Annotated in this window: 26 protein-coding genes and 1 tRNA gene; 14 read left to right on the top strand and 13 right to left on the bottom strand. The window is 65.5% G+C overall.

All coding sequences use genetic code 11. The features are described 5' to 3' along the window. Positions 1-17 precede the first annotated feature (17 nt). Genes AABA86_RS29555 through AABA86_RS29565 form a run of 3 tightly spaced genes read right to left on the bottom strand, consistent with a single transcriptional unit; the run spans position 18 to position 745 of the window. The gene (locus AABA86_RS29555) at positions 18-185 is read right to left on the bottom strand and encodes a hypothetical protein (protein ID WP_338309301.1); all 168 of its coding nucleotides are present in this window, start codon (positions 183-185) and stop codon (positions 18-20) included. Positions 186-191: 6 nt separating this feature from the next. After that, positions 192-434, bottom strand: a complete 243-nt coding sequence (locus AABA86_RS29560) for a hypothetical protein (protein WP_338309302.1) — start codon at positions 432-434, stop codon at positions 192-194. A 56-nt stretch (positions 435-490) separates the two neighbouring features. Then, a complete protein-coding gene (locus AABA86_RS29565) occupies positions 491-745 on the bottom strand; it encodes a PilZ domain-containing protein (RefSeq protein WP_018323099.1) in 255 nt (84 codons plus the stop codon). Positions 746-970: 225 nt separating this feature from the next. Between AABA86_RS29565 and AABA86_RS29570 the strand changes: the two genes are divergently transcribed. The 9 genes from AABA86_RS29570 to AABA86_RS29610 all read left to right on the top strand — a co-directional run bounded on the left by AABA86_RS29570 (position 971) and on the right by AABA86_RS29610 (position 7,723). Further along, a tRNA-Glu gene (locus AABA86_RS29570) sits at positions 971-1,045 on the top strand. A gap of 105 nt (positions 1,046-1,150) precedes the next feature. Continuing rightward, positions 1,151-1,837 (top strand): hypothetical protein, encoded by a 687-nt coding sequence (locus AABA86_RS29575; protein WP_338309303.1) that lies wholly within the window; start codon positions 1,151-1,153, stop codon positions 1,835-1,837. 214 nt (positions 1,838-2,051) lie between these two features. Then, entirely contained in the window at positions 2,052-2,678 is a 627-nt protein-coding gene (locus AABA86_RS29580) for a PilZ domain-containing protein (protein ID WP_212244252.1), read from the top strand. 122 nt (positions 2,679-2,800) lie between these two features. Beyond that, positions 2,801-3,808 (top strand): acyl-CoA desaturase, encoded by a 1,008-nt coding sequence (locus tag AABA86_RS29585; RefSeq protein ID WP_212244254.1) that lies wholly within the window; start codon positions 2,801-2,803, stop codon positions 3,806-3,808. Positions 3,809-3,944: 136 nt separating this feature from the next. Beyond that, positions 3,945-4,217, top strand: coding sequence for a hypothetical protein (locus tag AABA86_RS29590; RefSeq protein ID WP_338309304.1), 273 nt, complete (start codon positions 3,945-3,947; stop codon positions 4,215-4,217). A 59-nt stretch (positions 4,218-4,276) separates the two neighbouring features. Continuing rightward, positions 4,277-4,432, top strand: coding sequence for a hypothetical protein (locus tag AABA86_RS29595; protein WP_338309305.1), 156 nt, complete (start codon positions 4,277-4,279; stop codon positions 4,430-4,432). A gap of 283 nt (positions 4,433-4,715) precedes the next feature. After that, positions 4,716-5,756 carry a PrsW family glutamic-type intramembrane protease gene (locus AABA86_RS29600; RefSeq protein WP_028144767.1) on the top strand — a complete coding sequence of 347 codons (1,041 nt, stop codon included), beginning with the start codon at positions 4,716-4,718 and terminating at the stop codon, positions 5,754-5,756. 69 nt (positions 5,757-5,825) lie between these two features. Beyond that, the gene (locus AABA86_RS29605; protein ID WP_338309306.1) at positions 5,826-6,404 is read left to right on the top strand and encodes an HdeD family acid-resistance protein; all 579 of its coding nucleotides are present in this window, start codon (positions 5,826-5,828) and stop codon (positions 6,402-6,404) included. A gap of 233 nt (positions 6,405-6,637) precedes the next feature. Continuing rightward, on the top strand, positions 6,638-7,723 hold the full coding sequence (locus tag AABA86_RS29610; RefSeq protein ID WP_338309307.1) for a 3-deoxy-7-phosphoheptulonate synthase: 1,086 nt from the start codon (positions 6,638-6,640) through the stop codon (positions 7,721-7,723). Positions 7,724-7,793: 70 nt separating this feature from the next. On the opposite strand, the gene AABA86_RS29615 is transcribed toward AABA86_RS29610, so the two are convergent. From AABA86_RS29615 to epmA, 3 genes are read right to left on the bottom strand one after another with little or no spacing between them, the layout of a single operon-like run. Then, on the bottom strand, positions 7,794-8,048 hold the full coding sequence (locus AABA86_RS29615; protein WP_212244262.1) for a hypothetical protein: 255 nt from the start codon (positions 8,046-8,048) through the stop codon (positions 7,794-7,796). Positions 8,049-8,091: 43 nt separating this feature from the next. Further along, on the bottom strand, positions 8,092-9,186 hold the full coding sequence (locus AABA86_RS29620) for a lysine-2,3-aminomutase-like protein (protein ID WP_338309308.1): 1,095 nt from the start codon (positions 9,184-9,186) through the stop codon (positions 8,092-8,094). Next, a complete protein-coding gene (gene epmA / locus AABA86_RS29625) occupies positions 9,183-10,247 on the bottom strand; it encodes an EF-P lysine aminoacylase EpmA (RefSeq protein WP_338309309.1) in 1,065 nt (354 codons plus the stop codon). Before epmA ends, AABA86_RS29620 begins: the two co-directional genes overlap by 4 nt. A 162-nt stretch (positions 10,248-10,409) precedes the next feature. On the opposite strand from epmA, the gene efp reads away from it, so the two are divergent. The 3 genes from efp to AABA86_RS29640 all read left to right on the top strand — a co-directional run bounded on the left by efp (position 10,410) and on the right by AABA86_RS29640 (position 13,697). Continuing rightward, positions 10,410-10,976: an elongation factor P gene (gene efp, locus AABA86_RS29630; protein WP_338309310.1), complete on the top strand. Its 567-nt coding sequence runs from the start codon at positions 10,410-10,412 to the stop codon at positions 10,974-10,976. Positions 10,977-11,000: 24 nt separating this feature from the next. Beyond that, positions 11,001-12,623 (top strand): M23 family peptidase, encoded by a 1,623-nt coding sequence (locus tag AABA86_RS29635; RefSeq protein WP_338309311.1) that lies wholly within the window; start codon positions 11,001-11,003, stop codon positions 12,621-12,623. An 81-nt stretch (positions 12,624-12,704) separates the two neighbouring features. Next, entirely contained in the window at positions 12,705-13,697 is a 993-nt protein-coding gene (locus tag AABA86_RS29640; protein WP_338309312.1) for a DUF808 domain-containing protein, read from the top strand. Positions 13,698-13,721: 24 nt separating this feature from the next. On the opposite strand, the gene AABA86_RS29645 is transcribed toward AABA86_RS29640, so the two are convergent. After that, positions 13,722-14,225 carry a cupin domain-containing protein gene (locus tag AABA86_RS29645; RefSeq protein WP_338309313.1) on the bottom strand — a complete coding sequence of 168 codons (504 nt, stop codon included), beginning with the start codon at positions 14,223-14,225 and terminating at the stop codon, positions 13,722-13,724. Positions 14,226-14,246: 21 nt separating this feature from the next. Continuing rightward, complete coding sequence (locus AABA86_RS29650; protein WP_338309314.1) at positions 14,247-14,726, bottom strand: carboxymuconolactone decarboxylase family protein; 480 nt, start codon at positions 14,724-14,726, stop codon at positions 14,247-14,249. 54 nt (positions 14,727-14,780) lie between these two features. Here AABA86_RS29650 and AABA86_RS29655 point away from each other — a divergent pair, with 54 nt between their 5' ends. Further along, positions 14,781-15,302 carry a MarR family winged helix-turn-helix transcriptional regulator gene (locus AABA86_RS29655; RefSeq protein WP_338309315.1) on the top strand — a complete coding sequence of 174 codons (522 nt, stop codon included), beginning with the start codon at positions 14,781-14,783 and terminating at the stop codon, positions 15,300-15,302. Between the two features lie 22 nt (positions 15,303-15,324). Here AABA86_RS29655 and AABA86_RS29660 read toward each other — a convergent pair whose 3' ends face one another. From AABA86_RS29660 to AABA86_RS29670, 3 genes are all read right to left on the bottom strand, one after another. After that, positions 15,325-15,513, bottom strand: coding sequence for a hypothetical protein (locus AABA86_RS29660; RefSeq protein WP_338309316.1), 189 nt, complete (start codon positions 15,511-15,513; stop codon positions 15,325-15,327). Positions 15,514-15,597: 84 nt separating this feature from the next. Continuing rightward, positions 15,598-15,849: a hypothetical protein gene (locus tag AABA86_RS29665; protein WP_338309317.1), complete on the bottom strand. Its 252-nt coding sequence runs from the start codon at positions 15,847-15,849 to the stop codon at positions 15,598-15,600. A gap of 73 nt (positions 15,850-15,922) precedes the next feature. Then, positions 15,923-16,183, bottom strand: a complete 261-nt coding sequence (locus AABA86_RS29670) for a hypothetical protein (RefSeq protein WP_026202873.1) — start codon at positions 16,181-16,183, stop codon at positions 15,923-15,925. A 149-nt stretch (positions 16,184-16,332) separates the two neighbouring features. Between AABA86_RS29670 and AABA86_RS29675 the strand changes: the two genes are divergently transcribed. After that, positions 16,333-17,562 (top strand): lytic murein transglycosylase, encoded by a 1,230-nt coding sequence (locus AABA86_RS29675; protein ID WP_338309318.1) that lies wholly within the window; start codon positions 16,333-16,335, stop codon positions 17,560-17,562. A gap of 119 nt (positions 17,563-17,681) precedes the next feature. Here the strand turns inward: AABA86_RS29675 and AABA86_RS29680 are convergent, their stop codons facing one another. Together AABA86_RS29680 and AABA86_RS29685 are read right to left on the bottom strand one after the other, a co-directional pair. Further along, a complete protein-coding gene (locus tag AABA86_RS29680; protein WP_271591916.1) occupies positions 17,682-18,479 on the bottom strand; it encodes an aldolase in 798 nt (265 codons plus the stop codon). A gap of 96 nt (positions 18,480-18,575) precedes the next feature. Then, positions 18,576-19,385, bottom strand: a complete 810-nt coding sequence (locus AABA86_RS29685; protein ID WP_338309319.1) for an SDR family NAD(P)-dependent oxidoreductase — start codon at positions 19,383-19,385, stop codon at positions 18,576-18,578. Between the last annotated feature and the right edge of the window lie 12 nt (positions 19,386-19,397).

Raw genomic sequence — 19,397 nt, forward strand, 5'->3', positions numbered from 1 at the left:
CGTTTTTTGTTTTTGGCCTAGCGCCAGCCGCGCTCGACCAGCAGCACGCAGACGATCAGCACCAAGGTCACCGCCGCGGTCGCCAGCCGTGCCGTCCAGCTCAGGCCGCGGCCGACCCACCACAACAGCGCGCAGTACATCAGGACGGGAACGACGAGGTCGAGGCGCAGAAGATCCGCCGGCATGGGCCTCTAGCGCCTCACGGTGGTGTCGATGCTGATCGAGCCGCCGATCTTCACGCAGGTCCCGGTGCCCTCGACCATGACGAAGCGCGGGCCGTAAGTGGCGCAGGAGCCCGCTCGTGCCTTGCCGGCCGCACCCTTCAGCGGCACGGCCGTGCCTGCCTTCGGCTGCTCGGCAGGCGGCAGACGCAGGGCTTCCGCCGCGGCGGGTGTGGCCAGCAACGAGATCAGGATGAGGAGCGGCGCGCGCATGGCGGCGTTCTAGCCCGGACGGGCGCCACGCGCCATCGGGGCCGCCGCGGCCGCGATCAGATGAACTTGATGCCGGCTGATTTGCCGCGGCGCCAGACCACCTGGCAGCTCCGCCCGGTGCGTGCATCGCGCGCGAAGGCGAGCCGGATCACGCCCGGGAGCTGGCTCGCGTCCTCGTCCAGCGTGATCTTGGCGCCGGAATCCGAGATGTCCTGGACCAGGCAATGCCGCGCGGCGAAGCCACCGTCGAGGGTGATCCAGGCGTGCTGCGACAGCAGCTTGCGGGCTGCGCGCTTTTTCGGCGGTGGCATTGGCAAAGATCTCCCCCTCCAGCGCTACTCAGGGAACCCTAAGAAACCGTTGAAATCGCCTCCGGATCACCCCGGGGCCGGCGCTGTCCACCGGGGACAAAAGACCGGTCCCGGACGGCTTGCCCGGAGCCAGAAAGGCCACTATACGTTCGCCCGCTGCAAGCCGCCGGGCTCGACTCGGCCGGCCAGCGGTCGTGCCGGGAATAACGGCAGGGCCCTGCGTTTGCTCCCTTCGTCTATCGGTTAGGACGCCACCCTTTCACGGTGGAGAGAGCGGTTCGATTCCGCTAGGGAGCGCCAGTGCAGGCGACGGTGCCGCGATGACAGCCCGGCCGCAATTTCCGCCGCTCCCGCATGAACCTCCCCGCTGCCCGCCACCGACCAATGTCAGTTGGAACCGGACCCATGGCACAGCGTATTCCCGAGATTGAAGGTTCGTCCGGCGCGTCCGCAATGACGCCGCGCCTTCCGCCGTGGCTGGGCCATCCCCGCCAGCATCCGTCGGACCGGCGCGCCAAAATGCTGGAGCACATGGCGCGCGCCAGATCGCTTTCGCAGCGTCAGGCAGATTCTGCGCCGGCCGCGCTCGCGCCGTCAGGCAGCAGCGCCAAGAACGTGATCGGCGACTTTCTCGGGGATGTCATCGGCCACGTTGTCCTGTTCGGTGTCATCGCCCTGCTCTTCCAGTCGCGCATTCCGCTCTATCTCGGTGCGTTCGTCATCCTGACCGACGGCGAGCGCATCGAAAGCGCGCTGGCAACGATCGGTATCCGCCTCGAGCCCGAAACGATCGGCCCCGACATCGTCAAGCGCTCGGCATTCTGGTTCGGCTGGTTCGCGTTGCTTGCCGCCTTGAAAGGCTCCGTCCCGGCCTGGCTCGCGCCATGGATGCCTCCAGCCGAGTCATGGTCTTTCATCGCCGGCATCGCCCTCCTGCTCGCCATCGTCGAAGCACTCACGGCGCTGGCGATGCGGCGCGCATTGCCGCCGTTGGGATTGCAGATCAGCCCGAACGGCCTGACATGGACGACGATCCAGTTCGCGATGGCCGTCGGCGCGCTGGCTTTGCTGGTGCTGTTCGGATCGCTCTAGGCGCCGCGGCGCGTCATTGCTTCACCGCGCCTCAATGACGATGTTGTGAGGCGGCCTGCAGCCTAACGGGTCCATATGCCGCGCTTTCCGCGGCGCGACCGAGGCGAGCGTTAACCGGAAATTTACCCCTGCTCCCGAGCCCTGGTATCATTTGCTTAGAATTTGACCGCTACCGTGGAATTACGGAAGCAATCCCGAACATCATTGGCACCTCATGTCCGTCGCAGAGTTCCTCAGGCAGCGTGCAGTGGACGTCACGGTCAGCGGCAGCTACTCGCTGCCCCGCTGGTATGATTGCGAGGGCAAGCTGCGCAGCTTTGCCTGCCGCACCAAGCGCGTCTCGCCGTTCCGCATGATCGTGGACGTGCCCGTCGTCGGCAAGGTCGGCGAGCGCCTCACCTCCTACTTCCAGGATTTCGGCGAATTCCAGTGCACGATCAGCGCGACGCTGAAGTCGGGTTTCCTGATGGAGCTCGACATGACGCGGGCGCGGCGCGCCTGGATGTCGGAAAAGCTGACCTGGCTCGAGAAGAAGCAGAAGGACGCCAGCGTCCAGGAGCTGCGGAACGACGCGCGTTTCGTACCGCAGGTCTCGCACACCTTCCTGACGCTCGCCGACGGCAGCAGCCATCCGTGCTTCATCATCGACGTCTCCACGGCTGGCGTCGCGATCTCCTGCGAATACGATCCGCCGGTCGGAACCCCGCTTGCGGTCGGGGCCTGTGTCGGGCGCGTAATCCGCAAATTCGACAACGGCTTTGCAGTCAAATTCGCGGAAAAGCAGTCGCGAGACGACCTCGCCCGCCTGATCGTTCGCACGCCCTTGCTGCAGTCGGCCTGAAGCCGGCCCGATCAATCTTAACTCTTTTTTAACTAAATACTGGAGATGGCGACCCCTGCGCGGTAGGGTGTGACCCGGTCCGTCCGCAATCACTGCGGGCCTTGAGTATTGGAAGTCCCGGAATGTCCATCGCCGACGCCGAGTTCGCCCCGGCAGAGATCGCGCCGAACCCGCCCGTCGCGCCCAAGCCGCAGCTTCCACCCGGCGTCGTCACCGAGGGACCGCTGGTCCAGGCCAAGCTGCGCGAAAGCTATCTCCTGCTCGGCATCCTCTATGTCGGCGCGGTTGCCGGCATCATCTGGGCCGTGACGCAAGGCGTCGGCAAGGTCGAGCTGTTCACGTTCGCCTGGATGTTCGCGCTGACGACGTTCGGCATCGGCGCCGGCATGCACCGCCTGTTCGTCCATCGCAGCTTCCGTACCGGCCCGATCATGCGGGTCTTCTTCTGCGCCATCGCCCAGATGGCGGTACAGGGCTCGATCGCCAAATGGGTCGCCAACCACCGCCGCCACCACCTCTACGCCGATGACGTCGGCGATCCCCACAGCCCGCAATTCGACGGCTTCGGCAATCGCTATGTCAGCGCGTTCAAGGGCTTCCTGCACGCCCAGGGCAGCTGGGTGTTCGACCAGGCGACCACCGACAACGAATACTATGCCAAGGACATCCTCGCCGATCCCATCGCGATGTTCTTCGTGCGCACGCGCTGGGTCTGGTACGGGATGTCGGCAGTCTTCATCCCCGGCGTGATCGGCTACACCTTCGGCGGCGTGCACGCCATGATCGGCTGCGTGCTGTTCTCGGGCCTGCTCCGAGCCTATCTGCTGATCCTCACCAGCCAGCTCACCGGCTCGGTCTGCCATGCCTATGGCTATCGCCGCTTCGAGGTCGACGACGCCTCGACCAACGAGTTCGTGACCACGATCCTCACCTTCGGCGAGGGTCTGCACAACAACCATCACCGCTTCCCGCGGGACGCCTACATCTCGCACGCCTGGTGGGAGATCGATCTCAACGGCCTGATCATCCTGGGCCTGGAAAAGATCGGCCTCGTCCACGACGTCTTCCACGCCTCGCACCGTCAGCTGGAGCGGGCGGCCGAAGCAGAGGCGGCCTCCACGGCGCGCTGAACCGGCAGGCAGCGGCCACCGCCGGGCCGTCTTGCCTCCGCATCACCGCCCTATCGCGGCCCCATTGCGGGATCAGCTTTTGAACGTCCGTGCCTCGGGGCCGGCGTCATTTGCAGACTTGCGATCGGGGGACCGAATGGCAGTCGACAAGATCACAGTGGACAAGATCACGGTGGACAAGATCACCTGGGACAGGGTCGGCCGGGTCACCGAGCCCGGACGCTACATGTACACGTTCGGCTGGCTCACCATCACCGCCGGCGATCTGGAGATCTGGAAGGTCTATCCGCAGGCCGCGTTCACTCTGTTGGCGCAACCTGGCGAGGCTGACGCATCCCTTGGCGAGGAATTCCATCTCGGCGCCTTCGACGTCGCTCCCGGGGTGGCGCCGCCGTTCACCACGCACTGAAGGCGAAAAGCGCCGGCCGTTGCGGGAACGCATGGCATCGGCGTTGCTTTATCATCGCCATGGTACACATCCCCGCCGTCGACCAGGCTTTCCTGCTGGTGCTCATCGTCTTCTGCCTTGGCACCTGCCTCGTACGCGCCTTCTGGGAGTTGGAGCAGGCGCGAACGCGCCGGATCGCCTCGCCGCCCCGCGACCGCACGACGAAGCGCGGCTAGCTGGCCTACCCCGCGCACGCCTGCGTCGTGAATCGAAGAAACCTGCGCACTTCCTTGATCTGGCTTGCCAATCGCGTTCCAGCCGGGGCCGGGCCGTCATTGCCGTGGATGACGAACAGGTGCTGTCATGCAATTGATTACGCGTGTATTTTACACCGCCACGAGCCGCGGCGGATGAACGGAAGCTATCGCACTCATTAAGCGAGCCGACAGCAAGCGCATGACACATGGTCGCATCGGTGAATGTAGATAAGCGGATCAAGGGAACCTATTTTCGGCGCCGATGTACCTGATTGAAGCATTGCCCACCGTGATCGGAACGGCCGCCATCGCCCCGGCGCTGCTGATGCTGTGGCTTGTCATCGCCGCCGAAGAGCGCCCCGGCCCGCCGGCCCAGGTCTGGACCGCGTTCCTGTTGGGGGCAGCCAGCATCTCGCTGCTGGGCCTCGCCCGGGCTCCCTTCGCCAAGATGGTCGCGGCGCCCGACGACCCCTGGGCGGCGCTGGCCATGCATTCGATCTTCGGCGTCGCGCTGCCTGAGGAAGCCGTCAAGGTGATTGCCATCGTGGTGATTTCCTCGACCAAGCGGCGGACCTTTGCCAATCCGATGGACACCGTAGTCTATGGCGCCGCGGTCGGCCTCGGCTTCGCCGCTTACGAGAACCTCGCCTATCTGGTCCAGCACGCCGAGATGTGGCGCTCGCTGGCCGCCTTGCGCAGCGTGCTGACCGTGCCGTTCCACGGCGCGCTCGGCATCATCGCAGGCGCTTACCTGACGATCGCGCGCGCCGGCACGGCGCTGGGCGCGAACCGGCACCATCGCGACTGGGCTCGCCTCTCCAGCCGGCTCCTGATGCTGGCCGGCCCGCTTGCGCTGCATTCGGCCTTCGACTTTCCGCTGCTGACCCTGCAAAGAATGCCCGACCTCGATCCGACGCTGCGGATGTGGCTGGGCGCCTCCAGCCTCCTGATCGGCTTCAGCTCGATCGCCTTCGCCATCCGCCTGGTCCGGCGCGTCGCCCGCCACCACGCCCCCCGGACCGATGTCGCACGGGAGCGGCTCAGCCAGCTCCGCCGGATGTGGGCGCTGCTGCTTGCCGGCGGGGGCGTTGGCTTTCTCGGGCTCGCCTTCGTGCTGACCTCGATCCATCACTGGCTCATCAACCCCGAGCGCAATCTGACCCTGGCCCTGATCCCGATCGGCTTCGTATCAATCCTGCTCGGCCTTGCGCTTCTGATTGTCACAACGGCGATCTATGTTCTCGGCCGCAACCGCATCCGCACCAGCGCGGAAGGTTTTTCCTCGGCGCCCGGCGGCGGGTGAGCCGCGGGATGGCGAGCGCGCTGCGCGCATACTAGATTGAGCGCAGACCTTTCGATCTGGAGCCTGCCGATGACGTCGCCCGAAGATTTTTCACGGCTGCAATCCATGATGAGCCAGAGGGTCAAGGCCCACTGGAAGGCCTTTCTGTTCGAGGGCATCCTGCTCGCGATTCTCGGCGTCGCGGCGCTGATCCTGCCGCCGCTCGCAAGCCTTGCGATCGCGATCTTCCTCGGCTGGATGTTCCTGATCAGCGGTATCGGCGGGCTGATCGTGACCTATTGGGCGCGCAGCACGCCGGGCTTCTGGTGGTCGCTGATCTCGGCCGCGCTCGCCGTGCTCGCCGGTATGCTGCTGCTGGCGCGCCCGATGCAGGCCGTGCTGACGCTGACCATCGTGGTCGGCGCCTACTTCCTGGCCGAGGGCGTCGCCACCATCATGTACGCACTGGAGCACCGCCGCGAGCTCAGCGGCCGCTGGTCGTGGCTTCTGATCTCGGGCTTCGTCGACATCGCGATCTCCTTCATGGTGATCACCGGATTGCCGAGCTCGGCGGAATGGGCCATCGGCGTCCTCGTCGGTATCAACCTCCTGTTCGGCGGAGCCAGCCTGATCGGCCTGGCGCTGGCGGCGCGCAACAGCAACACCTGACCCGCCTCGTCACCTGCCGCGCTGATTGGGGGGTGACAATCCGCCGATGCCGCGCTATATGCCCCACCATGATCACCGTCGCCACCAGCTATTTTTGGTACTTTAGCTACGACAGCTCGCTGGCGGCAGGAGGATCGCGCTCAATCTGAATATTGAAGCAAACGTCCGAACAAGCCGCCAGACCTGGCGGCTTTTTTATTGGCCGGCAGGTTCGAAACAAACAGGAGCCCGCCGTGCTGAGCACGACCGACGATCTTCGTATCCGCGAATTGAAAGAACTGAGCACGCCGGATGAGGTGATACGGGAAGTCCCGCGCACGCTCACCGCGACGCGTGTGGTGATGGCGGCGCGCAACGCCATCCACGCCATCCTCAATGGCCAGGACGACCGCCTGCTCGTCGTGGTCGGTCCGTGCTCGGTGCATGATCCCAAGGCGGCGCTCGAATATGCCGAGCGTCTCGCGACTTTGCGCGAGGACCTCGCCGATCAGCTCGAGATCGTGATGCGGGTCTATTTCGAGAAGCCGCGCACCACCGTCGGCTGGAAGGGCCTGATTAATGATCCTGATCTGGACGGCAGCTTCGACATCAACAAGGGCCTGCGGCTGGCGCGCAACGTGCTGTCGGCGGTGAACAATCTCGGCCTGCCCGCCGGCACCGAATTCCTGGACATGACGACGCCGCAATACATCGCCGACCTCGTGTCCTGGGCCGCGATCGGTGCGCGTACGACCGAGAGCCAGATCCATCGCGAGCTGGCCTCCGGGCTGTCGTGTCCCGTCGGCTTCAAGAACGGCACCGATGGCAATGTGCGGATCGCGGCGGACGCGGTAAAGTCGGCCTCGCATCCTCATCATTTCATGGCCGTTACAAAACTCGGCCGCTCGGCGATCGCCTCGACCGCCGGCAACGAGGACTGCCACATCATCCTGCGCGGCGGCAGCAAGCCGAACTATGACGCGGCAAGCGTCGCGGCCGCTTGCAACGAGCTGACCAAATCCGGCGTCGCACCGCTGGTGATGGTGGATGCCAGCCACGCCAATTCGAGCAAGAAGCCCGAGAACCAGCCGCAGGTGGCGGCCGACATCGCCGGCCAGATCTCAGGCGGCGAAGGCCGCATCATGGGCGTGATGATCGAAAGCAATCTCGTTGCGGGCCGCCAGGACGTCGTGCCGGGCAAGCCGCTCACCTACGGCCAGAGCATCACCGACGGCTGCATCGATTGGCCTGCTACGGCGACCGCGCTCGAGCAGCTCGCCGACGCGGTGGAAGTCCGCCGCAACACCCGTCGCGCCGGACTGCAGGAACGCTCGGCTTGAAGAATGGCGAGCAAAGTGTTCGTCGCTTGCGCGATTTCCACCTCTCCCTGGCGGGGAGAGGTGGAAAGCCCTAGCAGCCGCGGCAGATACTCTTGATCTTGCGATCGAGTTCAGCGTCTTCCTTGTTCGCGGGGGTGTTCGGATTGCTCAAATTCTTCTCGCTCGGCACGTCAGCCGCGCGCGGCTGGCGGTGACCGACCGGTGCCGGCAACACCGATCCAGAGCTTGCGCCGCCGGTTGTCGATCCCTTGGAGCCGCCGGTCTGTGCTGCCGCCGCGCCGCCAAGCAAGACCACGAGCGATGCTGCCACCATGATCTCTTTCATGTCCGCTTCTCCATTCTCGAACCGGCGCGTTCTCCATTACCGCTCAGGTCTCGGGCGGATAGAGATGAACGTCGCCGCAATAGTCCACGATACGATAGCGCGTTTCGGCTCCCGTATCACCCGCAGGGGGTGCGGTATTTTGCGGCGCCAAGACGTAGCTCGGCCCCACCGGGGATTTGCCGGCGCCGCCGGGAATGTCGATGACATAGTCCGGCTGACACAGCCCTGACACCCGCCCGCGCAACTGCCGCATCAGGTCCTGCCCCTCCGCAAGGGTGGTGCGCAGATGCGCGGTGCCCGGCGCGAGATCGCCGTGATGCAGATAGTAGGGCTTGATCCGGCATTCGACGAAAGCTCGCATCAAATCCGACAGCGCGGCGATGTTGTCGTTGACCCCGCGCAAAAGCACGGACTGGCTCACCAGGGGAATTCCGGAATCGACGAGCCGCGCGCAGGCGGTGCGCACCGGTCCCGTCAGTTCGCGCGCATGGTTGGCATGCAGCGCTACCCAGGTGGCCGCGCCCTCGACCTTGAGCGCCGCAACCAACTCGTCGCTGATGCGCGCGGGATCAGCCACGGGCACGCGGGTGTGCAGGCGGATGATCTTGACGTGATCGATCGCCGCGAGTTCGGCCATGATCTCACCCATCCTGCGGGGCGACAGCATCAGCGGATCGCCGCCGGTCAGGATCACTTCCCAGATCTCGTGATGCGAACGGATGTAATCGATCGCCGCGCGATAGGCGCTGTCCGACAGCGCGTTCTCCTTGCCGGGCCCCACCATCTCGCGGCGGAAGCAGAAGCGGCAATAGACAGCGCAGACGTGAACGAGCTTGAACAGGACGCGATCGGGATAGCGGTGCACGATCCCCGATACCGGCGAGTGCGGATGATCGCCGATCGGATCGGCGTCCTCGCCCGGCTGCATCTCCAATTCGCTTGCACTCGGAACGAATTGCCGTGCGATGGGATCGTCAGGGTCGGACGGATCGATCAACTCGACCAGCGCCGGCGTGATCGCCACCGCATAGCGCGCGGCAACGCGTTCGAGCGCCGGCAGCGCCGCTGCGGGCGCCAGACCTTCGGCGACCAGCTCAGCCGGCTCGCGCAGGGTGCGTGCAAGGTTCGTTTTCGTCATGTCTCACTAGACGCTTCATTTGCAGGTGGCGTCCAAACCACCTGATCGATCCGCGCGGCGCCGCTCGCCAGCATCACCAACCGGTCGAAGCCGAGCGCGACGCCGCTGGCCTCCGGCATTGCGGCGACCGCGGCCAGAAAGTCCTCGTCGAGCGGATAGGCTTCGCCGTAGCGGCGCTGCTTTTCCGTCATCGATTCCGTGAAGCGCTTTCGCTGCTCCTCGGCATCGGTCAGTTCCCCAAAGCCGTTGGCGAGCTCGACGCCGCACGCGTAGACCTCGAAGCGCTCGGCAACCCTGGGATCGTCAGTCTTCACGCGTGCCAGCGCCGCCTCTGGAGATGGGTATTCGAACAAAATGGTCAAACGCCCCTGCCCCAGATGCGGCTCGACGTGCTCCACCAGCACCTTGCTGAAGATGTCAGACCAGGTGTCGTCCTCGGCCACACGGACCTTGCCACTGGCCGCCTCGGCCAGCGCGGCACGGTTACCCTCGCCGTCCCTGATTGTCGACAGCAGGTCGATGCCGGCGAACCGTTCGAAGGCGCCTGCGACCGTCAGGAGCTCGGGCCCGGCGAAGGGATCGGCGGTCCGGCCCCGGAACGAGAAGGTGCCGATGCCGGTCGCCTGCGCCGCACGGGCGATGACGACGACGCAATCGGCCATGATGGCGTCATAGGAGGCGCCTGCCCGATACCATTCCAGCATGGTGAATTCGGGCAGATGAAGGTCGCCGCGCTCGCGGTCCCGGAACACCCGGGCGAGCTCGAAAATCCGCGTCTCGCCCGCCGCCAGCAGCTTCTTGCAGGCGAATTCGGGCGAAGTCCGCAGATACCGGAGGGCCCGGCTGCCGTCCGGCCGCACGATCTCGGTCCGGGGGGCGTGCAGATGGGTCTCATTGCCCGGGGAGACCTGGAGGACGGAGGTTTCGACCTCCACGAACCCCTGCTCGGCGAAAAAGGCCCGTAGAGACCCGGTAATGGCCCCTCTGGCCTGGAGGAACGGCCGACGGTCGAGGTGCCGCCCGGGCGACCAGAACGGCGAGATGGGCTTGTCCCCAGCCATTACCCGACGGCCCCAGACCCGAGCAAAACGCTGGCATCTAACGGCAAAATCAGTATGTTGCGGCCCGAAACGGGCGCCGAGGTCCGATTTGAGGCCCCAAGTCCCCCATCGATTCGACCACGTCCTGGCCGGTGCCGGGCCAAGCAAGCAGGAAATATAGCTTTGAGAGTCATCGCCAGTTCTATTCGCAAAGGCAACGTGATCGAGCAAGACGGCAAGCTCTATGTCGTCGTCAGCGCCGAAAACATCCACCCCGGCAAGGGCACCCCGGTCAGCCAGATCGAAATGCGCCGAATCTCGGACGGGGTAAAGATCTCCGAACGCTACAAGACCACCGACCAGGTCGAGAAGGCCACCATCGAGGAGCGCAACTACACGTTCCTGTACGAAGACGGCGACGGCTACCACTTCATGAACCCGGAGACCTACGATCAGGTCCAGGTCTCCAAGGACGTCATCGGCGACGCGGCCTCGTATCTTCAACCGGAAATGACCGTCAAGCTGTCGACCCACGACGTCAACGTGGTGTCGATCGCGCTGCCGCAGCGCGTGACGCTGGAAGTGGTCGAGACCGAGCCGGTGACCAAGGGCCAGACTGCCTCGTCCTCCTACAAGCCGGCGGTGCTGTCCAACGGCGTGCGCACCACCGTGCCGCCGCACATCGCGGTCGGCACCCGCATCGTGGTCATGACCGAGGACGGCTCCTACTCCGAACGCGCCAAGGACTGACGGGGAACAGGGCAATCGCAGCAGGTGCCGCCGGGGGGCGAGACAGTGGTTGGGAAGGGTTTCCGCTTCGTCTCGTTTCTTTTGGCGTCGCTTTCGCTCCTGATTGCCACTCCGCTCGCTGCGGATGAATTCCGCAGCCCCTCGCTCACGGCCCTGCGCGTCGACTGGCGCGCAGCGCTCGACCAGCTCCGCACCGAGATCAACAGCCGCCCCCGCGTCGCGGACGATGTCATCTTCGCGCCTCGCCGTTCGGTGCCGCGCTACGATCCCCGCGCGATGCCCGCCCTGGTGCAGCTCAACGCGGTTTCCTCGCGATTCTTCACCGGCATCACCCGCAGTCCCGTGCCGGTGCTGCTGCCGTTCGACGCCGCCGCTTACCTCGAGGCGCAACGCAGCAGCGCAGCGGCGACGCTCGCGCTGCCCCGCTACCAGGCGGACTTCAATCCGGTCGACATGTTCGATGCCGGCCCCGCCGGCTACAGTGCGACCTTCTCGCTCGAGCCCGGCGCCGGCGACGGCATGCCGAGCCGGGTGTTCACAAGGCCGGTCGAAGTGCAGATCACGGGCTCGGCGCTCGTCTACGACATCGCCGATCCCGCCGGCGGCAAGGGCGAGCAGATCAAACCGCTCGCAGCGCTCTACCCGGACCTGCGCAGGTTCATCCGGGAAGGCTATGTACGCTACGCTTTCACCCGTTTCGGCGTCGCCTATGTGGTGTCGATCCAGTGCCTCGACAGCGTCGCCAAGCCGCGGCGGCTGGCCTGCAAGGAAGCCTATCCGGTTGCCGAGCGCTTCCTGAAGGCCCTGCGCGTCGCCGGCGGCCAGCGCATGCGGCCATTGACGGACATCGCCTCCAACATCCTCGATCGTCCGGCGGGCCGTTCGGCGGATTTCACCTACCGGGCGAGCGGCGATATCATCCCGAACACCGGCTACCGCAAACAGGGCGGCCATGCCGACGCAATGGCCTATGCACAAATCCGCTTTCCGCTCGAAAAGACACCCGCCTTCGTCCGCTCGCAATCCTATGCCAAGCGTGACAAGACGGAGAGCACGACCGCCTATCCCTGGCGCGACAATTTCTGCGAATCCCGCAGTTTCGAGGTCTGGCAATGCGCGGGCGGTTACGGCCATCAGGGCGAGGACATCCGCGCCGCCGACTGCCCGCCCCCCGGCGAAGGCCGAGAGCCCTGCGATCCCAAGCAGCGCGGTGTCGTTGCAGTGCGCGACGCCATCGTGATCCGTGCGTCCAAGGACCAGGCTGCGACGCTTCAAGTCAACAGCCGCACCGAGCACATCCGCTTCCGCTACATGCACATGAATCCGCACGCAATGAACGCCGATGGCGTGCTCAATGGCCGCATCGTCACCGAAGGCGAGAAGATCGGTGTGATCTCGAACTATCTGGACCATCCGGCCGGCACCTCGATGCATCTGCATTTCGACGTGCAGGTGTTCACGCGCGACGGCTGGATCTGGGTCAGCCCCTACGTCACCTTGGTCTCGGCCTATGAACGCTTGATCCGCGCCCGCGGCCGTGAGGTCGGCCCGGAGATCGCAGTCACGGCGCAGCCGGTCGCCCATGCGCTGCCGGACGACGTGATCAAGCCGGACCTGCGCGAGGGGTCGAGCGGCGAGGAGAACTGACGGCCTGCTCGCTCCCGTGCCGGAGGGTGAGAGCGTGTTGTCGCGCACGCCGTGGGTTTGAGCGAAGAAAGAATAGGGTTGATGAGTGTCGGACTGATCGGTCTTCTCGACGATATCGCGGCGATCGCAAAGGTGGCAGCGGCCTCGCTCGACGACGTGGCGAGCCAGGCTGCCAAGGCGGGCGCAAAGGCGGCCGGCGTGGTCATCGACGACGCGGCCGTCACGCCGAACTACGTCATCGGTTTTGCCTCGAAACGCGAACTCCCGATCGTCGGCAAGATTGCGGTCGGATCGCTGCGCAACAAGTTACTGATTCTGCTTCCCGTTGCCCTGCTGCTTGGTTATTTCCTTCCCACCGCGGTGACGCCGCTGCTCATGCTGGGCGGAGCCTTTCTCTGCTACGAGGGTACCGAGAAGGTGCTCGAAGCCGTGATGCCGCATCATGCGCACCACCACGAAGCCCAGCTCCAGCCGATCGCGCTGAATGCCCGGTCGGTCGAGGACGAGAAGGTCGCGAGCGCCATCAAGACAGATTTCATCCTGTCGGCGGAGATCATGGCGATCACGCTGGCGGCCCTTCCGGCGGGCAGCATCTGGATGCAGGCGCTGGTGCTGGCGCTGGTCGGGTTCGGCATCACGGTCGGGGTCTACGGCGTGGTTGCCCTGATCGTGAAGGCGGACGATGCCGGCGTGGCCCTTGCGCGCTACGACGGCGCCTCCGTCATTGGCGCCGCGATCCGCTCGCTTGGACGCGCGCTGGTCCGCGGTATGCCCACCTTCCTGGCGGTGCTGAGCACCATCGGCACTGCCGCCATGATCTGGGTTGGCGGCGGCATCATCCTGCACGGCATCGAAAAATACGGCCCGCCGGTGGTCGGCCGCACGGTCCATGCCGCAACCGAGGCGGCCGCACACGCCCTTCCATCCATTGCCGGCGTCATCGAATGGTCGGTCGAGGCGGCCATCTCAGGCGTGCTTGGACTGCTTGTCGGCGCGCTTGCGCTTCCGGCAGTCCAATACGGTCTGTCGCCGGCATGGAAACGGCTGAGGCGATCGCGGGACCGCGCCTCCTAGCCGCATCCGAACGACGGGCGCGAGCTACTCCAAGAACGTCGTGAGCTGCGCGCCCTCGTCCGCCACGAACACCGCGATCAATTCCGCGGGCTCCGTCGCGCTGGCGTTGGCCGAGACCAGGTGCGTCGAGCCCGGCGGTTCGAAGAAGGACTGGCCGACGCCAAACGTCGCGACAGGACCGCCGCCGAGCTGGGAGCGGATCTCGCCCTTGGTGATGTAGGCCGTCACGGATCCTGCGTGACGATGCGGCCGTGAAAACCCGCCCGGACCATAGGTCACCCGCACGATGGTGACGCGCTTGCCCGGCACGTTTGGCAATGCGTAGGAGCCGATCGGTTCGACCTTGTCGAGCGGCGAGCTCTCCGCCGTCGTGGCGCAGAGCGGCGCCAGCGCGCCAGAGACGGCATCCATCGTCACCGGCAGCGCTTTGCCGATCGCCAGCGCACAGGCCAGCCCTGCAACGACGGCGAGCGCCGTCGAACGTGACGGCCCCGGACGCTGCACGGCAGAAACACTCATCGCTGTCATCGCAACCTCCCTTTGTGCCGATCAGGATGCCGCAGCATTCGCGGCCACCGGCCGCGGCGCCGGCGTCCAGCGAAACGCGGCACCGAAGCGGTTCCAGACGTTGATCGAGGCGACCGCCGAGGTCAGGTACATCAGCTCGGCCTCGGAGAATTCGCGGGCAGCTTCGGCGTAGACGTCCTCGCCGACGCCGCCGGGGAGCAAGGTCAGCGCCTCGGCCCACGCCAGCGCGGCCCGCTCGCGCGGCGAAAAGATCGGCGCCTCGCGCCAGACTGCGACCAAATGGAGCTTGTCGACGGGGACGCCGATCCGTTCCGACAGCAGGACATGATGCTGCACGCAGAAGGCGCAGCCGTTGATCTGCGAGGCGCGCAGCTTGACGAGCTCGAGAAGCTGCTTGTCGAGGCCGGCCTTGGCCGCAAGCTGGCCCAGCGCAAGTACCACATCATACGCATCGGGTGCGATCCGCTTGAAATCCTCGTATTCGCTGCGGACGTGTGACATTGCCGTACACCTCGTGTTATTATAAGACTGCTTACATCTTATAAGAGCACTTACATGTTACGCAAGGCGCCCGATATCACGAGATCGAAATTCCGGGGCAAAACCGCCGGCCCTGATGCCGTGCACGTGCCCGCCCCGGGCGAAGGCAAGCGCGGCGAGCAGGGCTATCTCGGCTATCTCTTGCGACAGGCCCATGCAGCTGTCCGTCTGACGATGGAGCGGACGCTCGCAGACCTCGGCGTGACGTCGCCACAATTTGCCGTGCTGACGATGCTGAATGCCTATCCGGGACTATCGGGTGCCGATGTGGCCCGCCTCACCTTCCTCACGCCGCAGACGGTCGGGGTCATCATCCGCAACCTCGAACGCGACGGCGCGATTGTGATGACGCCTCATCCCGTCCACGGCCGTATCCAGCAATGGACGCTGACCAAGCGCGGAACGACGTTGTTGAAGGCGTGCAGAGAACGCGTGATCGCGCTGGAGAAGCGTCTGGCTGGCGGCCTCGACGCCAAGGCCGAGGCGAGCATTCGCCGCTGGCTCGCCAACGTCGCGACGGAGTTGCAGGAGGACTAGGCGAGGAGAACCCGGGCAACGGCTAGCCGCCGCCGCCTCCGTCTCCGCCGCCGTCACAGCCGGCGGCATCCGAAAAATCTCCGCCCCCACCGCCGTCGCCGCCCTGAATACCGCGGCCAAAGTTATCCGCGATGATCATCAGGATCACGACGAAGAGCCCGGCGCCGAACGGCCAGGGATTGGCACGGATGATGTTGAACAGCTCCCGCATGCGCACATCACGCGCAGATGGAAGCGAACCGACCGTAAAGCGACCGGCTTAAAGTTGGGGGTACTCGATAAGCGCGGGAGCCGACTACCCGCCCTTCAACACTTTCTTAACCTCACCGTCGACCCAGGTCTCGTCCGCCGCGATCACCCGCACGCGGCTCTGGTCCGTGCCATTCACCAGCACATGCGAACTCACCCGATCACCGCTCTGCTCGAGACGCAGATCGGTCTCGGGCTTCCAGCTCAGCGTGGTCGCGAGATCGCCGGGAAAGATCTGCCATTGCGATCCGTCGTCGAGTTCGACGACATGGCTTTCCGCATGCGTGTGTATCTTCATTCCACCCCGAATTCTCGATGAACGGACTGCATGCGAAAGGCGGGCCCCGACGATCCGCCGGGGCCCTGCTCCGTCAGTCGTTGTCGTGATGAATCACGGTCTTGCTGCGATTGCCGAATTCATCCTGTTTCTTGATCACCGTGGTGCGATCAGAGGGCTCGCGCTCCCTGATGACGGTGGTGCGGTCGCGATCGCGGTCTCGCTCGCGGTACTCGTGGGACTGTCCGACCGTCACGCCGGCGCCGACCGGGCCGACGTGAACGCCGACTTCATCCGCGAACGCAGGCGTCGCAACGGCGGTGATCATGGCAGCGGCAAACAGATATGTCCTCATCATCTCTTCCTCCTTCCGGATACGGAGGGAATGCGGGACTGCGACAGTTTGTTCCGACAGAAAGCCTGATCCTGGGTCGCGCAGAATCAGCCGTGCGGCTGTTCCGGGAACCGACCCACACAGGCCATGTTTCGGGCTACAATGTGCCCATGACGCACACTGATTCCTCGCTCGATCCAACTCGCCGCAGCCTGCTGCAATCGACGCTCGGTGCGGCCGCTTTGCTCGCATTCCCGACACGCGTCCTTGCCGCGCCTCCAGGCTTCGACGAATGGCGCGAGAGCTTCCGCGCACGTGCGATGGCCAAGGGCATTTCGGCCGCGACCTGGCAACGCGCGATGGGACGGGTCGAGCCCGACATGAGCGTGTTCAAGCAGATGCGCAGCCAGCCCGAATTCCACGAGCAGGTCTGGCAATACATCAACCGCCGCGTCTCGGACTGGCGCGTCATCAACGGCAAGATCGCACTGAAGAACAACGAGGCGCTGCTCGCGCGCATCGAGCGCGATTTCGGTGTCGAGCGCGGCACGCTGCTGGCGCTGTGGGGCGTCGAGTCCGCCTATGGCGATCCCCTGGTGCAGCAGAACCACATGACGCCGGTATTTCCCTCGCTCGCCGCGCTCGCCTGGAACGAGCCGCGCCGGAAGGCCTATTGGGAGACCGAGCTGATCAACGCGCTGCGCATCGTCGACAAGGGCTGGAGCACGCCCGAGCAGATGCAGGGCTCCTGGGCCGGCGCGATGGGCCATTCGCAATGGATGCCGGAAGTCTGGCTCAATGTCGGCATCGACTATGACGGCGACGGCAAGGTCTCGCCATTCGGCAAGCCCGACGACGCGCTGGGCTCGACCGCAAAATACCTCGTCAATCGCGGCAAATGGCATCGCGGCGAACATTGGGGCTATGAGGTACGCGCCGCCGGCAATATGAGCGGCAGCCGCACCTATGCGGCCTGGGCGTCAGCCGGCGTCACCCGAGCCGACGGCCAGCCGTTCCCGCAGCCGAACGCATCCGCGCAGATGTGGACGCCGGTTGCGGGCGGACCGACGTTTCTGCTGGGACCGAATTTCAACGCGGTGAAGAGCTACAACCCGTCCATGAACTATGCGCTCGCGATCTGCCATCTCGGCGACCGCTGCCTCGGGGCGCCGCCCTTCATCCAGCCCTTCCCGGGCTCCGAGCGCGCGCTCACGCTCGCCGAGGTGCAGGAGATGCAGACCCGATTGACGAAAGCCGGTTTCGACACCGGCGGCACCGACGGCCGGGTCGGCAACGACACCATGAAGGCGATCAAGGATTTCCAACAGCGCGCCGGCATCACGCCGGCGGATGGCTACGGCGGGCTGAAGGTGCTGGCCAAGCTGCGACAGGGATCGTAGGTACGCCGTCATTCCGGGGCTCGCGTAGCGAGAACCCGGAATCCATTCCTCCGCATTGCTTGCTGCACGATGGATTCCGGGCTCGCGCCGAGTGGCGCGCCACGGAATGCCAGCCTGCCTCAGTGCCGGTATTGCGGCTCCTCCGCATCGAGCTGCCTGCGGATCGCGGCCAGATGCAGCCGCGCGGATTCGGAATCGCCCTCGCGCATCTGCCTGTAGGTCTCGGCCGCGATCGCGGGATCGACCGGCAGCACTTTCCGCCCCGTCGACATCGCCAGCACTTGCACCTCGGCGGCACGTTCGAGGTAATAGAGATCGTCCCAGGCTTCCGCGATGGTGGGTGCCAGCACCATCACGCCGTGATGCTTCATGAAGACGATGTCGGCATCGCCGACGGCGGAGGCGATGCGCGCACCCTCGCGATTGTCGAGCGCAAGGCCGTTGTAGTCGCGATCGACCGCGGTGCGGCCGTAGAATTTCAGCGCGGTCTGGCCGGCCCAGATCAAGGGATCGCCCTCGGTCATCGACAGCGCCGTCGCATAGGGCATGTGGGTATGGAACGCGACCTTGGCGCGCGGCAGGCGCTTGTGCATCTCGGCATGGATGTAGAACGCGGTCGCCTCCGGCACGCCCTCGCCGTCGAGCACGTTGCCGTGGAAATCGCAGATCAGCAGCTTTGAGGCGGTGATCTCGCGAAAGGCATAGCCATAGGGATTGACGAGAAACAGATCGTCATGGCCGGGCACGACGGCGGAGAAGTGGTTGCAGATGCCTTCCTCAAAACCGTTGCGCGCCGCCATGCGGAAGCAGGCCGCGAGATCCTCGCGCGCGGTGCGGATCGCATCGGTGGCGAGGTCCGGCCGGTTCGAGCGGAATGGCGCTGACGCGGGTGAGGAAGCGTGAAGGCTGTGCGCCATGGCGAAGGACACCTCTGTCGGTCGGAAGGTCCCGGCGTTGTACAGGGGCTGCGCCTGCGCGTCAGCCCCTGCGACCGCCACCCTGCCCTGCGCGGCTCAGGCCCGCCGCGGCACGCCGCCGGCATTCATGCCGCCGTCGATGACGAGCTCGCTGCCGGTGACGTAGCGCGAGGCATCGGAGGCCAGATAGAGCACGCCTGAAGCGATCTCCGCCGCCTGCCCCGCGCGGGCGAGCGGCGTGACGACCTTGGCGCGTTCCTCGGGATCGATCGGCGCGTTCTGGCCGGCGCCGGTCGCACCGGTCGGGATCTTGCCCCAGATCGGGGTATCGATGATGCCGGGATGCACGGAATTGACCCGGATGCCGTCGCCGGCCGCCGCGCATTCCATCGCGATCGATTTGGCGAACCCCCGCACGCCGCCCTTGGTCGCCGAATAGGCCGACAGGCCCGGCGCGCCGCGCAGACCCGCGAGCGAGGACATCATGACGATCGAGCCGCCGCCATGCTTGCGCATCAGCGGCAGGCAATGCTTGACCGAGAGAAACACGCCGTCGAGATTGATCGCGTTCTGCTTGCGCCAGTCGGCGAGCGTCATGTCGACGATCGATGGCACGGCGATGCCGATGCCGGCATTGGAGACGAGAATATCGAGCCTGCCGTAGCGCTTGGCGATTTCGGCAACGATGTCCCCCCATCGCTCCTCGCTGGTGACGTCCTGCTCCAGGAAGATCGCCTTGCCGCCGGCTTTTGTCACGCGCTTGGCGAGCTCGGGCCCGCGCAGCTCATCGATGTCGGCGATGACGACGGTCGCGCCCTCGCGCGCGAACAGCTCGACGATGGCCTCGCCGATACCGGAGGCGCCGCCGGTCACCAGCGCGACCTTGCCCTCAACCTGCCCTGCCATGTTCACTCCCTT

This window comes from Bradyrhizobium sp. TM233, assembly GCF_036247965.1.
Classification (GTDB): domain Bacteria; phylum Pseudomonadota; class Alphaproteobacteria; order Rhizobiales; family Xanthobacteraceae; genus Bradyrhizobium; species Bradyrhizobium ottawaense.

What these genes read in the sequence shown, in the direction of transcription:
- AABA86_RS29555 (WP_338309301.1), bottom strand. Translation starts at nt 185, where the DNA reads ATGCCGGCGGATCTTCTGCGCCTCGACCTCGTCGTTCCCGTCCTGATG.
- AABA86_RS29560 (WP_338309302.1), bottom strand. Translation starts at nt 434, where the DNA reads ATGCGCGCGCCGCTCCTCATCCTGATCTCGTTGCTGGCCACACCCGCC.
- AABA86_RS29565 (WP_018323099.1), bottom strand. Translation starts at nt 745, where the DNA reads ATGCCACCGCCGAAAAAGCGCGCAGCCCGCAAGCTGCTGTCGCAGCAC.
- AABA86_RS29575 (WP_338309303.1), top strand. Translation starts at nt 1,151, where the DNA reads ATGGCACAGCGTATTCCCGAGATTGAAGGTTCGTCCGGCGCGTCCGCA.
- AABA86_RS29580 (WP_212244252.1), top strand. Translation starts at nt 2,052, where the DNA reads ATGTCCGTCGCAGAGTTCCTCAGGCAGCGTGCAGTGGACGTCACGGTC.
- AABA86_RS29585 (WP_212244254.1), top strand. Translation starts at nt 2,801, where the DNA reads ATGTCCATCGCCGACGCCGAGTTCGCCCCGGCAGAGATCGCGCCGAAC.
- AABA86_RS29590 (WP_338309304.1), top strand. Translation starts at nt 3,945, where the DNA reads ATGGCAGTCGACAAGATCACAGTGGACAAGATCACGGTGGACAAGATC.
- AABA86_RS29595 (WP_338309305.1), top strand. Translation starts at nt 4,277, where the DNA reads ATGGTACACATCCCCGCCGTCGACCAGGCTTTCCTGCTGGTGCTCATC.
- AABA86_RS29600 (WP_028144767.1), top strand. Translation starts at nt 4,716, where the DNA reads ATGTACCTGATTGAAGCATTGCCCACCGTGATCGGAACGGCCGCCATC.
- AABA86_RS29605 (WP_338309306.1), top strand. Translation starts at nt 5,826, where the DNA reads ATGACGTCGCCCGAAGATTTTTCACGGCTGCAATCCATGATGAGCCAG.
- AABA86_RS29615 (WP_212244262.1), bottom strand. Translation starts at nt 8,048, where the DNA reads ATGAAAGAGATCATGGTGGCAGCATCGCTCGTGGTCTTGCTTGGCGGC.
- AABA86_RS29620 (WP_338309308.1), bottom strand. Translation starts at nt 9,186, where the DNA reads ATGACGAAAACGAACCTTGCACGCACCCTGCGCGAGCCGGCTGAGCTG.
- epmA (WP_338309309.1), bottom strand. Translation starts at nt 10,247, where the DNA reads ATGGCTGGGGACAAGCCCATCTCGCCGTTCTGGTCGCCCGGGCGGCAC.
- AABA86_RS29640 (WP_338309312.1), top strand. Translation starts at nt 12,705, where the DNA reads ATGAGTGTCGGACTGATCGGTCTTCTCGACGATATCGCGGCGATCGCA.
- AABA86_RS29645 (WP_338309313.1), bottom strand. Translation starts at nt 14,225, where the DNA reads ATGACAGCGATGAGTGTTTCTGCCGTGCAGCGTCCGGGGCCGTCACGT.
- AABA86_RS29650 (WP_338309314.1), bottom strand. Translation starts at nt 14,726, where the DNA reads ATGTCACACGTCCGCAGCGAATACGAGGATTTCAAGCGGATCGCACCC.
- AABA86_RS29655 (WP_338309315.1), top strand. Translation starts at nt 14,781, where the DNA reads ATGTTACGCAAGGCGCCCGATATCACGAGATCGAAATTCCGGGGCAAA.
- AABA86_RS29660 (WP_338309316.1), bottom strand. Translation starts at nt 15,513, where the DNA reads ATGCGGGAGCTGTTCAACATCATCCGTGCCAATCCCTGGCCGTTCGGC.
- AABA86_RS29665 (WP_338309317.1), bottom strand. Translation starts at nt 15,849, where the DNA reads ATGAAGATACACACGCATGCGGAAAGCCATGTCGTCGAACTCGACGAC.
- AABA86_RS29670 (WP_026202873.1), bottom strand. Translation starts at nt 16,183, where the DNA reads ATGAGGACATATCTGTTTGCCGCTGCCATGATCACCGCCGTTGCGACG.
- AABA86_RS29675 (WP_338309318.1), top strand. Translation starts at nt 16,333, where the DNA reads ATGACGCACACTGATTCCTCGCTCGATCCAACTCGCCGCAGCCTGCTG.
- AABA86_RS29680 (WP_271591916.1), bottom strand. Translation starts at nt 18,479, where the DNA reads ATGGCGCACAGCCTTCACGCTTCCTCACCCGCGTCAGCGCCATTCCGC.
- AABA86_RS29685 (WP_338309319.1), bottom strand. Translation starts at nt 19,385, where the DNA reads ATGGCAGGGCAGGTTGAGGGCAAGGTCGCGCTGGTGACCGGCGGCGCC.